The sequence below is a fragment of the Bacillus sp. FSL K6-3149 genome (assembly GCF_038630515.1).
Classification (GTDB): Bacteria; Bacillota; Bacilli; order Bacillales; family Bacillaceae; genus Bacillus; species Bacillus pumilus.
Genome location: NZ_CP152034.1, coordinates 3,521,595 through 3,534,499 on the forward strand (window position 1 = coordinate 3,521,595; position 12,905 = coordinate 3,534,499).

The 12,905-nt window shown below is 42.5% G+C and carries 12 protein-coding genes; 4 read left to right on the forward strand and 8 right to left on the reverse strand.

The window, feature by feature from the left end; all coding sequences use genetic code 11:
- Positions 1 to 68 precede the first annotated feature (68 nt).
- The gene (gene dnaE, locus MHB83_RS17955; RefSeq protein ID WP_342496525.1) at positions 69 to 3,404 is read right to left on the reverse strand and encodes a DNA polymerase III subunit alpha; all 3,336 of its coding nucleotides are present in this window, start codon (positions 3,402 to 3,404) and stop codon (positions 69 to 71) included.
- Positions 3,405 to 3,541: 137 nt separating this feature from the next.
- On the opposite strand from dnaE, the gene MHB83_RS17960 reads away from it, so the two are divergent.
- The 3 genes from MHB83_RS17960 to MHB83_RS17970 all read left to right on the forward strand — a co-directional run bounded on the left by MHB83_RS17960 (position 3,542) and on the right by MHB83_RS17970 (position 4,678).
- Positions 3,542 to 3,883 (forward strand): YtrH family sporulation protein, encoded by a 342-nt coding sequence (locus tag MHB83_RS17960; protein ID WP_034661856.1) that lies wholly within the window; start codon positions 3,542 to 3,544, stop codon positions 3,881 to 3,883.
- Complete coding sequence (ytrI, locus tag MHB83_RS17965) at positions 3,880 to 4,383, forward strand: sporulation membrane protein YtrI (RefSeq protein WP_003216226.1); 504 nt, start codon at positions 3,880 to 3,882, stop codon at positions 4,381 to 4,383. Before MHB83_RS17960 ends, ytrI begins: the two co-directional genes overlap by 4 nt.
- 109 nt (positions 4,384 to 4,492) lie before the next feature.
- Positions 4,493 to 4,678: a hypothetical protein gene (locus MHB83_RS17970; protein WP_003216400.1), complete on the forward strand. Its 186-nt coding sequence runs from the start codon at positions 4,493 to 4,495 to the stop codon at positions 4,676 to 4,678.
- A 51-nt stretch (positions 4,679 to 4,729) separates the two neighbouring features.
- Here the strand turns inward: MHB83_RS17970 and MHB83_RS17975 are convergent, their stop codons facing one another.
- Positions 4,730 to 5,671, reverse strand: coding sequence for a bifunctional oligoribonuclease/PAP phosphatase NrnA (locus tag MHB83_RS17975; RefSeq protein WP_253622344.1), 942 nt, complete (start codon positions 5,669 to 5,671; stop codon positions 4,730 to 4,732).
- Positions 5,672 to 5,818: 147 nt separating this feature from the next.
- On the opposite strand from MHB83_RS17975, the gene MHB83_RS17980 reads away from it, so the two are divergent.
- The gene (locus tag MHB83_RS17980) at positions 5,819 to 6,121 is read left to right on the forward strand and encodes a YtpI family protein (protein ID WP_003216665.1); all 303 of its coding nucleotides are present in this window, start codon (positions 5,819 to 5,821) and stop codon (positions 6,119 to 6,121) included.
- A 55-nt stretch (positions 6,122 to 6,176) separates the two neighbouring features.
- Here the strand turns inward: MHB83_RS17980 and MHB83_RS17985 are convergent, their stop codons facing one another.
- The 6 genes from MHB83_RS17985 to MHB83_RS18010 all read right to left on the reverse strand — a co-directional run bounded on the left by MHB83_RS17985 (position 6,177) and on the right by MHB83_RS18010 (position 12,859).
- A complete protein-coding gene (locus MHB83_RS17985; protein ID WP_003216834.1) occupies positions 6,177 to 7,499 on the reverse strand; it encodes a CBS domain-containing protein in 1,323 nt (440 codons plus the stop codon).
- A gap of 145 nt (positions 7,500 to 7,644) precedes the next feature.
- Positions 7,645 to 8,328 carry a metal-dependent hydrolase gene (locus tag MHB83_RS17990; RefSeq protein ID WP_321999455.1) on the reverse strand — a complete coding sequence of 228 codons (684 nt, stop codon included), beginning with the start codon at positions 8,326 to 8,328 and terminating at the stop codon, positions 7,645 to 7,647.
- Positions 8,329 to 8,394: 66 nt separating this feature from the next.
- Entirely contained in the window at positions 8,395 to 9,150 is a 756-nt protein-coding gene (locus tag MHB83_RS17995; RefSeq protein WP_050943582.1) for an SDR family oxidoreductase, read from the reverse strand.
- A gap of 106 nt (positions 9,151 to 9,256) precedes the next feature.
- Positions 9,257 to 10,159: an aminoglycoside phosphotransferase family protein gene (locus MHB83_RS18000; RefSeq protein ID WP_342496526.1), complete on the reverse strand. Its 903-nt coding sequence runs from the start codon at positions 10,157 to 10,159 to the stop codon at positions 9,257 to 9,259.
- 118 nt (positions 10,160 to 10,277) lie between these two features.
- A complete protein-coding gene (gene argH / locus MHB83_RS18005) occupies positions 10,278 to 11,651 on the reverse strand; it encodes an argininosuccinate lyase (RefSeq protein WP_003216440.1) in 1,374 nt (457 codons plus the stop codon).
- Complete coding sequence (locus tag MHB83_RS18010; RefSeq protein WP_003216486.1) at positions 11,648 to 12,859, reverse strand: argininosuccinate synthase; 1,212 nt, start codon at positions 12,857 to 12,859, stop codon at positions 11,648 to 11,650. Before MHB83_RS18010 ends, argH begins: the two co-directional genes overlap by 4 nt.
- Between the last annotated feature and the right edge of the window lie 46 nt (positions 12,860 to 12,905).

Sequence of the window (12,905 nt, forward strand, 5' to 3'; positions counted from 1 at the left end):
AATACACAGAATCTTTAAAATGATAACACAATAGGTGAATTTGTAAAACATATTCAGGCGATTTGTCATCATTTAATCACAACGTTTTGTTCACCGAGTAGCTCTTTTAGCTGGAAAATGACAGCATGATCTGCATGAACTTTGTATGCATCTGGAAGTCTCACTGTCTTTTTTTGCTTCTCATAATACAAATAGACATCTGCTTCTCCGCTGTGCATCGAGATCACCCGCTTTACTTGCTCTAGCAGCTCCTGCGTATGATTTTCTTCTTTCACTCGAATGTAGACAGACTCTTTTCTTTGTGTGCCCATCTCTTCAAGCAGAACGGCTTCTTGCACGATGATCTGGCTGCTGTCATTTCTGACATCTATTCTGCCTTCAACATAAAGCATGGCGCCCTCCTCAAGTAAGGGGGACAGCTTTCTAAATTGCTCTGGAAAGACGACGCCTTCCATTTCTCCCGTTTCATCCCCAAATGTGATAAATGCCATCGATTGTCCATTTTTTGTTCGAATCGATTTCACTTTTGTCAAAAGACCACCCATTGAGACCTTTCGCTTTATATAGGAGGAAAGTCTGATGATGTCCACTGCACCATTCTCTCTTAAGCGATCTCGGTACGCTTGTACAGGATGATTTGATAAATATAGTCCAAGTGCCTCTTTTTCAAATTGCAGGAGATCGACTAGCGGCAATTCTTCTATCTCCGCATATTTTGGCTTAATGGAGAAGGTTGTATCCCCTAGAAAGTCGAGCTGATCATCTGGATTTAAAAATGACACGTGGTCTAATGCAATATCTATTGATGCCAATAACGAAGCACGATTTGGATAAAGCTCATCCATCGCCCCTGAAAAAATGAGCGCTTCAATCGTTTTTCGGTTGACACTCTTTGCTGATACTCTTGCGCAAAAATCAAATAAATCTTCAAACGGCTTTTCCTGTCTTGCCCTGTATATATCCTTTACAGCTGACACTCCGACATTTTTGATCGCTCTTAAGCTGTAGCGGATCTCCCCTTTTTCAACCGTAAATGGAAATTCACTCTTATTAATAGAAGGCTTCAACACAGATATCCCTTTTTCCTTTGCCTCATAGAAATATTGAGCGACTTTGTCTTCATTTCCAATCACACTCGTTAAAAGTCCGCACATAAAATATAACGGATAATGCGCTTTTAAGTAAGCAAGCTGAAAGCCAATCATGCTATATGCAACAGCATGGCTTCTATTAAAACCATAGTTTGCAAATTTGACGATTAAGTCATAAACGTCATTTGCAATGTTAACAGGATACTCCTTTTTTAGGCATCCTTCAACAAAATGGCTCCGCTCTTCATCAAGGACCTTTTTATCCTTCTTCGAAACAGCTCTTCTTAATAGATCTGCCTCGCCAAGCTGAAAGCCTGCCATCTTCGCTGCAATCAGCATAATTTGCTCCTGATAGACGATGACCCCATATGTGTCTTTTAAAATGTCATATAAATCAGGATGCGGGTAAGAGACCTTGACTCTGCCGTGCTTACGGTCGATAAAAAGCGGGATATTCTCCATTGGACCTGGGCGATAGAGGGCATTGACTGCCACGATGTCTTCTAAACTAGAGGGCTTAAGGCGTCTCAGCACCTGACGCATTCCTTGAGATTCAAGCTGGAAAATCCCAGTCGTATCTCCCGCTGATAACAATTCAAATGTTTTCTGATCTTCATATGAAATGTCACTAAAGTTAATGTGGACGTTTTCCTGTCTTTCAATCTGGTTTTTAATGGATTCAATTAAGGTTAAGTTCCTTAGTCCTAAGAAATCCATCTTTAAAAGCCCAAGATCTTCTAAATAATTCATCGCATACTGCGTTAAATACACACCATCATGGCCGTCTTGAATAGGAACAATCTCTGTCAGCGGCTCCTCGCTCAGCACAACGCCGGCTGCATGTGTCGAGGTATGTCTTGGCAAGCCTTCTACCTTTAAAGCAGTTTGAAAGACTTGCCTGAGCTCTTCGGACTGCTGGAGCATTGTTTTTAATTCAGGAGATGCAGCTAGCGCTTCTTTCAGCGTCGTTCCTGGCTTTGATGGAATCAGCTTTGCGAGACGGTCCGCTGCCTTTGAATCAATCCCCATCACACGTCCGACATCTCTTAAGGCTGCTTTTGCTGCAAGGGTTCCAAACGTGACAATTTGCGCCACATGCATGTCTCCGTATTTGTCTTTTACATAAGAAATGATTTCATCTCTTCTCGTATCGGGGAAATCAATATCAATATCAGGCATACTGATTCGCTCAGGATTTAAAAAACGCTCAAATAACAGACCGTGACGGAGCGGATCAACATCTGTAATAAACAAAACATATGCAACAAGTGAACCTGCTGCCGATCCCCGGCCCGGCCCTGTGACAATGCCTTGGTCATGGGCATACTTCATAAAATCCCACACGATGAGAAAATAATCACTGAAATTCATTTTTTGGATAATGCTCAGTTCGTACTCAAGTCTTTTCACATACGCGTCATTTGAAGCAATCTTTCTTTGCTTCATCCCTTCTACACACACTTTGCGTAAAAACTGATCTGCTGTTGATTGATCAGGGGTCGGATAGGATGGGAGTTTTGTCTGCCCAAGATTTAAATCGACTTCACAGCGGTCTGCGATCTCCACCGTTCTTGATAGCAGCTCCGTATCCTGCGTATACCATTCCTTCATTTCTTCAAAGGTTCTGAAATGCTTTTCTGCTCGGTCTTCCTCAACCTCAGGCAGCTGCTGCCCTGCTTTAATAGCCTTTAAACACGTATAGGCCGTTTTGTCTTCCATGTTGATGTAGTGGACATCTCCTGTCGCAACAAGAGGAATGTCGGCACTTTTTGAGACGTCCCTCAGTTTACGGGCAAGCGATTCGTCTTGCTGAAATGGCTGAAGTGCGATGTACACATGTCCCTCACCGAAAATATGTTTCAATTGTTTCGCCGCATCATGCGCTTCTTCTAGCTGATCATGCTGAAGCAGCGTTTCAATGTAACCAGAAACGCCTGGTGTGATGGCAATGAGCCCGTGGTGGTAGCTTTTCAGCCATTTCTCTTTCAGTCCAGCTTTTGATTTTGATTTCAGCACACTGCTGATCTTGATCAAATTTTGGTAGCCTTCATTGTTTTTGGCAAGGAGTACCAAGGGATAAGCCTCTGTCTCTTGTTCATCTATGAAGACAGAAGCTGTTAAACCGATGACAGGCTTGATGCCATGTTTTTTACATTCCTTATAAAATTCAACCGTTCCATACATCACATGGTCATCGGTAAGAGCGAGCGCCTTGCAGCCAAGTTCTTTCGCTTTCAGCACGAGCTCCTTTACTTTTGCTGCACTGCTTAATAAGCTGTATCCACTGTGGACCTGAAGATGAACATAAGACATGCTTAATCCACTCCTTTCGTCTAAAGTCATTCTTTCATTATAAAACGCGATGCGATGAGAAACAAATGTTCTTTCTTTTCTGTCCGTTCATACTTGTCCCGCACGCACCATATATTGAATAGAGTGAGGTGGACAAAATGGATGTGAAGGAAGCTTTTATTCCAAATTTTATTAGCTGTTATTTTATTGCACTTGGGGTCATTTTGGGTGGTGCCATTATAGGCGGTGTTGGTGCTTATTTGTCTGGTCAGCCGCCTTTATCCATTATTACAAGTCTTGCCAACCGTTTAAAGATTTGGGCGCTTGTCGCAGCTATCGGCGGAACGTTTGATGCTGTTTATAGCTTTGAACGAGGTATTTTTGAAGGGAACACGCGTGATATTTTCAAGCAGATTTTATTAATTGTCTCTGCCATGGGCGGTGCGCAAACGGGTTATCTTATTATCACGTGGCTCACACAGGAGCATGTGTCATCATGAGGGTGCCGGAGCTGTACAAACGTCCAGGCTGGCAGCGTTTTTTTGCGGGGATGATGTTTGGCGCGATTGTGAGCTGGCTCATTTTCCTCTTTACATACGGAACCTTTCAGGAAAAGCAGGTGACACTGCTGAGAAGCCAGCAGCACCATATGGACAGTCTGAAAGAACAAATCACACTCTATCGGGAAGATTTGCATAAGTTAAATGAGGATAATAAGAAGCGGCTGCTGATCCAAAGCGTAGATGTCCATCTCGTCAATCGTGAGCAATATAAAATCCCAGAGCCAGATACGCTAAAATTTGAAGATCAGGTCAAGGAGGATATCTCAGAGGTTATTACAAAGGATATTGAAAGTGTCTATAAAACAAAGGAATTATTAAAACGCACGGTCGAAAACAAAGAATATACCATTCGGGAAAAGGCATACCGTGCCAAAGTGACAGAGCTGACAATTTATACAAAGCTTTCACTTGAAGTGCGCATTTCATTTGCTGAATAAATGATCATGTGGAATTTTTATGAATTTCTGCCCTCAATGATCGCTTTTCCCCCTTAATTTTTATACACTAAAAGTAGAACGAGATCTAAAACAGAAAGAGGTGAGGACAATGGAGGTTTATAGCTATCGTCAAATGGCACGAGACAAAGCAAGCCGGATCAAGGACGGCATGTGTGCTTATGCTGAGACAGAAATGATGGCTCATTTAATTAAAAAAGAATTAAAGCATCAAAATCTCCAAGCCTATGAAGATTCAACTGACATCGGCTGCTGGTTTATCCCTGTATGCAAGTAACCCTCTTCTCCATGACAAAAAAAGAGAGAGGGGACTTGAAGCCCCCCTCTCTCATGATGATGATTTACATACTTCTTCTAAATCACGCAAAATCTCATCTGCCACGGCCCAATCATAAATAGACGCACCAGCTGCAAGCGGGTGGCCGCCGCCATGATATTTTTTCGCAATGGTATTAATGACGACGCCTTTCGAACGGAATCTAACACGAATCTGATCATTTTCTTCCACAAAAAAGACCCATGCCTTAATCCCTGCAATATTTCCAAGTGTTCCAACAAGCTGTGAGGCTTGCTGCGCTGTCGTTTGGAACGATTCCAAAATATCCTGCTTAATGAAAACAGAAGCGACTCCATTCTCTGACAAAGAAATATGTTGAAAAATATAGCCATTTAATTTCACGACATTCAGATCCGTCTCATACAATTGATTGAAAAGGTCTGAAGATGAAAATGGATATTCGATCAGTTCACCAGCATATTTGAGCGTCTTTTTCGTCGTGTTTGGGAAAAGGAAGCGGCCCGTGTCTCCTACAATGCCGGCATAAATGAGTTCTGCCGCCTTTGTATTCAGCTGATATCCTTCTTCTTTCCCCTCTAAGTACAATTCATAAATCATTTCGCTCACAGAGCTTGCCTCTGTATCCACCCAAAGTAAATCACCATAAGGATCTTCATTTGGATGATGGTCAATTTTCATCAGCTTATTGCCCATTGAATAGCGCTGATCGTCAATTCTTGCTTGATTGGCTGTATCGCAGACAATGACAAGGGCATCTTTGTACACGTCATCCGGCACTTCATCAAGTTCATATAAAAATGAAAGGGATGGCTCCGGGGTTCCTGTCGCATAAATATTTTTTTCTGGATAGGTCGCACGCAAGATTTCCGTAAGGCCGCACTGCGATCCATACGCATCAGGATCTGGTCTTACATGTCTATGAATGATGATGGTGTCATATAATGATATGGTTCTAATCAGTTCTTTTTTCATAAAAACTCCTTCTTATCCGATACTCTTTTTATTATTAAATCATAATCTATCCTGACGGAAAAGTGAGGAATAGACAATTTATTCTAGTAAGCAAGCCTATTTACGTTTAAAATAGGGTTGTAACCACTTACAATGGAGGCTTGGCACATGCTTGTTTTGATTGTGTTTATTATTTGTTCTGCCATGTTTTATTTATACTACAAAGCAAAGAATGTACGTACGAACCGCCCAGTCGAAAAGAAATTCTGGTCGGCGAAATCCAGTATGGCACTTGGCTGCTTTGTCCTGCTCTTCGGTGTGAATCAATTATTTTTAAACCGCTCGTCACTCGCATTTGTCATTGGATTTATTTTTGTTGCTGTCGGTATCGGCAGTACGTGGGCTGGATATAAAGCCTACAAGCATTACCTTCCGCTCTTTTTAAAGGAAGGCGAAAAAGATCACGCATAATAAGAGAGAAGGGCTAAAATGATGTTTATTTTAGCCCTTTGTCTTTTTCAGCAGATTATCCTCTCTCCATGAGCTGCACCATCAGCATCGCTTTACCGACGATATTCGATTGATGATAAACTTCCACTTCCAGCTTTCCAAACTTGCGTCCTACTTCTAAAATATTTGGCTTGATCTGTATCGTGGATTCCATTTGAACCGGTTTTAAGAAGTAGACAGAGAGACTTTCGACAATCAGCTCCCCTTTTTTATGAGACTTTAAGAAGCGGTTGGCGGATTCAATTAAAATTTGCGTGAACACGCCATATGAAATGTTTCCAAGCTGGTTTGTCATTTGTGGTGTGACCTCATATTGATACACGGCATCTGCCTTTGGTTTTTCTGTATCGGTCTCTTTAAACCCTCTTGAGACAACATCATCCAGTTTTTCTCCGACCTGCGGCTGCTTTTGAATCATTTGAAGCGCCTTCAGCACGTCCTGACGACTGATCATTCCAATCAGTTTCGCATAATCATCTACAACAGGCAGCACCTCAATGCCTTCCCATACCATCATTTGAGCAGCAGAAGCGACAGAGGTTTTGCCAATGACTGTCAGTGGGTTTTTCGTCATGACCTTTTCAATCGGTGTGGAGCGGTCATGCCCCGCGATATCCTTTGAGGTGAGAATGCCGTGAATTTTCATTTGGTCGTCTGCGACCGGAAAGCGTCCGTGGCCAGTTTCATAGTTCTTTTCATACCATTTTTCAAGCTTATCCTCTGGTGATAAATACACTGTTCGTTCTATCGGCGTTAAAATATCTTCCACAAGCACAATCTCTTTTTTTATGAGTTGGTCATAAATGGCCCGGTTTATGAGAGCTGCTACGGTAAATGTATCGTAGCTTGTCGATAAGATCGGCAGCTCAAGCTCATCTGCGAGCTGAATGATTTCATCATCTGTTGAGAAGCCGCCCGTGACCAGCACAGCTGCTCCTGCCTCTAATGCTTGTCTGTGGGCATTGATCCGGTTTCCGACAATTAGCAGGTTTCCAGCTGCCGTATAGCGCATCATCGCATCAAGCTCCATCGCTCCGATGACAAATTTGTTTAATGTTTTATGTAAGCCCGCTCGTCCTCCAAGCACCTGTCCGTCAATCACATTGACCACTTCTGCATATGTCAGTTTTTCAATATTTTCTTTTTTCTTCTGTTCAATTCGAATGGTACCAACTCGTTCAATGGTACTGACGAATCCTTTATTTTCAGCATCCTTGATAGCCCGGTAAGCGGTCCCTTCACTCACTTTCATTTCTTTCGCAATACGCCGGACAGAAATTTTCTCTCCGACTTCTAATGAATCAATATACGATAAAATTTGTTCATGCTTTGTCGCCAATCCCGTTCACCCTTTTTGTTTTCAGCGTTTTCATCTAACTTTCATTATAAGGGCAGGAGGCTTTTAATAGCAATTTGTCTTTTTTCAGCGCGATACATGTAAACAAAAAAGCCGGCATTTGAGTGCCGACTTTTTGCTATGTTGATTAAATCTCTATCGATTCTCCGCTGTTTAACACATGACCGACGCCGCCATGGAGGCTGTCTGCAAATGCATGTGGGTCCTGCTCAATCGGCGGGAATGTGCTGTAGTGAATTGGCACGACTTGCTTCGCCCGAAGCCATTCGGCTGCGATTCTTGCATCGTCCGGTCCCATCGTGAAGTTATCACCGATCGGAAGGAATGCAAGCTCAATATGATTCAGCTCACCGATCAGCTTCATATCTGAAAAGAGTGCAGTGTCTCCGGCATGATAAATCGTTTTGCCCTCTGCGGTAAATAGAATACCTGATGGCATGCCTGTATACGTAATCGTTTTGGCATCTTCATCAATGATAGCAGAACCATGGAACGCTTGAGTGAGCTTCACTTTACCAAATTCAAACTCACGTCCGCCTCCAATCGAAAGCGGGTGCGTTTTCACCCCTTGCCAGCTTAAATAAGTGGCAAGCTCGAATGGAGCAATAACGAGCGCATCATTGTTTTTGGCGATTTCAATGGTGTCACCGACGTGATCTCCATGCCCGTGCGTGAGCAAAATGACATCCGCTTTGACATCTTGCGGTTTGATATCTGTGTGCTTATTTCCATTTAAAAATGGATCAATCCAAATATGGTATCCGTTTGTTTCAATGTGTACGACTGAATGTCCGTGATATGTAGCTTTCATGTGAGTATATCCACCTTTCGAATTTGATCTCATTTCATCTATTCCCTGTATAAAAAACTGAAAAACTTAATGTCTGTGAATGACGTTAAGACCACCTGTTGCTTCAATAACGGTTCCTGTAATCAGATCAGAGCGGTCATCGCATAAAAAGGAAATGATGCGCCCGATATCTTCTCCAGTACCAGACCTGCCAATCGGCGTTTCATCGTCTTTCATCTGGCGCGCTTCTTCTATTGTCGATTCTTTCATGTCTCCAACGATTTTGCCTGGACAAACCATATTGGCTGTGATGCCATTTTCGGCTTCTTCAATCGCAATGGTTTTCGTCAGTGACGCCAGCCCCACTTTTGCTGCTCCGAAGGCTGATCTGTGCATCCATCCCGGCGCATGGTCTGCGCCTTGAAAGCCATATGTGACAATTCGGCCGAAGCTTTGCTTTCTCATCATTGGGATGACCATACGGAACAAATGGAACACAGCAGATAGGTTGCCTTCCATCATTTGATACCATTCATCTTCGGAATAATCCGCTAGTTTTTTTCGTTCAAAAATATAAGGTCCGGCATTGTTAATCAAGGCATCGATCCGCCCAAATCGCTCGGCTGCCAGCTCGACCATATTTTTTAAATCTTCTTTGTTTGTCACGTCACCTTGGACAAATTGAAGCTTCTCTTCATATTGCTGCAATTCTTCTTTCATCTGGCGCACAGCTTCATCATCACTTCGATAATTTACTGTCACAGAATACCCCATATTCAGTAAAGACTCGGTGACTTTCCTGCCAAGTCCCTTAGAACCCGCTGTTATTAATGCGTGTCGCACACAATCTCCTCCTAAAACAAAGGTTGCAAGTTCATGTGTTTCTTTTGTTATCTTTACTTTACTATAAACCAGCATCTGGCGCACTTATGAACCCTTTCTGCTATTTCTATTTAGAATGAAAAAATGAAGGATGATTCATCCACTTTTGGATATCCCACGAGCCATGAATATCAAGAAGCAGCGAAACAAAACGGTAGCATTCTCTCACCTCATAAAGCTGGCGAGGAAGCGGGCAAATCTCTTCATAGCCCAACTGAACATCGTGTGCAGCTTCTTTCGTCAAAAGGTATTCCAATGCAATAAAATCAAACGCAGCTGGTCCAAATACGACGTATTCCGTATCAACTAGACTCGTCACTTGATCATACTTTTCAATATATTGCGACGGATCTAAATCAATTAAAATGAGACTGGCTGAATCAGGAGGACTGAGGTGGTCTAGCTTTTGCTGCACCATTTCTCCATAGCACTGAAATTCAGGCTGATCAGCGTAATAGCGGCTTATAAGTTTAGACACAGCCCTTTTTAAAAGAGCATGGAATTCACTCAAATGCCTCTTTTCTGCTCCGTATATAGTACCGAAGGAGTGAGTTCGATGTGAATGAAGATGTGCTAGTTTCCTCCCGTAATCCATATAGAAATCTGATGAACGTCCCTTAAAAGATGTTAAAGGTGTTCCTTCTACTTTTTCCATGACATCATAATGTCTCCCCGCCATCTTCACTTTACGAACAACTTCCGGAATATGAAAGGAATTCGTCAGAGCCAGCTTTTCATTGATTTGATCGAGATGCTCTTGTCCCATATCGGCATTGACCCCATAGATCATGTTGATCCCATATACAAATTCACTTTCTGCTTTTGTCATTTTAGGAGATTTCACCACATATTCCGTTTTGTCTTGTAAGGAGATCAGCCACACATCATTGGCCCGTCCGTCGTACTGTTCTCCTAACGTCTTAACTGAGGCGATGGGCTGGTCAAACAAAGCCTGAAGCGTTTTCTTCATGAACTGCTGTCACTCCCTCTTTAGCTTGGCACTGGTATGCTTTCAACTTCTCTAATGATGATCAATTTCCTTTTCCCAAGACAAAAAACCATCCGTATAAACAAATGGTTTTGGTCAGTTATGCTAGGCAGGCTTTTGCTTTTTCTAAAGCGAGCTGAATTTGTTTAAATCCAGTTCCACCTGCGCTTGTTCTTTTTTCAACAGCAACATAAGGATCAAGAACGGTGTAAATGTCTTCTTCAAAAAGATCGCTCGCTTCTGTAAATGTCTCAAACGGAAGATCACTTAAGTAGATGCCTTTTTGAATGCATGTATACACGAGCTTGCCAACGATTTCGTGTGCTTCACGGAATGGCATGCCTTTTTTCGCAAGGTAGTCTGCCACTTCGGTCGCATTTGAGAAATCTTCTTTCGTTGCTTTTTTCATGACATCTTCGTTCACTGTCATTGTTTGAATCATGCCTGTGAAGATTTGCAGGCTGCCAGCGATGGTTTTGACTGTATCAAACATGCCTTCTTTATCTTCTTGCAGGTCTTTGTTATACGTAAGCGGCAAGCCTTTCATAATGGTGAGAAGCCCCATCAGGTTGCCATACACACGGCCTGTTTTCCCGCGGATCAATTCTGCCATATCCGGGTTTTTCTTTTGCGGCATCATGCTGCTGCCTGTTGCATATGTGTCATCAAGCTCAATGAATTTGAATTCTTGAGAGCACCATAAAATGATTTCCTCACAAAGACGCGAGAGGTGCATCATGACAAGGCTGCTGTTAGACAAGAACTCTAAAATGAAATCCCGATCACTTACGCCATCAAGGCTGTTTTCGTAAATATGATCAAAACCAAGCAGCTCCGCTGTATATTCACGATCAATTGGGAATGTCGTTCCTGCTAGCGCCCCGCATCCAAGTGGAGACACGTTAATTCGTTTCAAAGAATCTTGAAAACGCGCTTTGTCACGCTCTAGCATCCAGAAATAGGCGAGCATATGATGCGCAAAGGAAATAGGCTGTGCACGCTGTAAGTGCGTATAACCTGGAAAAATCGTTTCAACGTGCTGTTCTGCTTTTTCCACAAGCACTGTTTGAAAGGAAGAGATCAGTTCAATGATATGCTCTACTTGGTTATTCAAATATAAATGCATATCAGTGGCAACCTGATCATTCCGGCTTCTCGCTGTATGCAATTTGCCGCCAAGCGGACCAATCTCATCAATGAGCATTTTTTCAAGGTTTAAATGGATGTCCTCATAATCCACTGAGAATTCGAGTTCATTTGCCTCTGCCTTTTTCATGAGCGTATTCAGTCCATCTTTAATGGCAGCGGCCTCGTCATCGCCCAGGATACCGCATGTATTCAGCATACTTGCATGAGCAAGGGAGCCGGTCAGATCTTCTTTGACTAATTGTTTGTCGAAATGAATGGACGCGCCAAACTCATCGACCCATTTTTCTGGTGTTTTTTGAAATCGGCCTCCCCAAAGCTTTTTCATGCTTTAACCTGCTCCTTTTTATTCACGATGCTGTTCACTTTTGTTGGTAAGCCCCAAAGGTTAATAAATCCTACCGCTGCATCATGATCGAATTCATCTGCTTTTGTGTAAGTTGCTAAATTTTCATCATAAAGTGAATATGGTGATTTACGTCCTTCAACAATGGCATGGCCTTTAAATAGTTTTACACGTACAACACCTGTTACGTTCTGTTGTGTTTCTTGTAAGAAAGCATCTAGTGCTCCTTTAAGAGGTGAGAACCATAATCCGTTGTATATTAATTCAGCCATTTTTTGTTCAACGATTGGCTTAAAGTGTGCGACTTCCTTCACTAGCGTTAAGTCTTCAAGCTCTTTATGTGCTTTTAGAAGTGTGACAGCACCTGGGCATTCGTACACTTCACGAGATTTAATGCCTACAAGACGGTTTTCAACGTGGTCGATTCTGCCAACCCCATGCTGACCAGCGACTTCATTTAAATGAAGAATAAGATCTGATAAGGAATACTGAATACCATCAATAGCTGTTGGTTTTCCTTTTTCAAACGTGATTTCAATGATTTCAGGTGTGTCAGGTGTTTTTTCAAGTGGCGTCGTTAAATCATACGCTCCTTCTGGCGGTGCAGCCCAAGGATCTTCTAAAATGCCGCACTCGTTACTTCTGCCCCAAAGGTTTTGGTCGATTGAATATGGGCTGTCTAAGTTAATCGGAATTGGAATACCATGTTTTTGTGCATAATCGATTTCTTCATCACGAGACCATTTCCACTCACGCACTGGTGCAAGAACTTCTAGGTCTGGATTCAACGCTTTAATGGATACTTCAAAACGGACTTGGTCGTTTCCTTTTCCAGTACATCCGTGCGCAACCGCTACTGCATTTTCTTTCTCTGCGACTTCCACTAGTTTTTTTGCAATAAGTGGACGAGATAATGCAGATACAAGCGGATATTTCCCTTCATACATCGTGTGTGCTTGTAAGGCAGTTAGTGCAAATTCCTCTGCGAATTCTTCTTTTGCGTCAATCATGTAAGACTGAACCGCTCCGACTTGAAGTGCTTTTTGTTGAACGAATGCTAAGTCTTTTCCTTCACCTACGTCTAGGCAGCAAGCGACGACTTCGTATCCTTGCTCTTGTAACCATTTAACTGCAACAGAGGTATCAAGACCTCCGGAATATGCTAATACGACTTTTTTATTTTGTGACATGATTGAAAAGCTCCTCTCACTTGTTTTGATTCTGTGAATGTTTTTG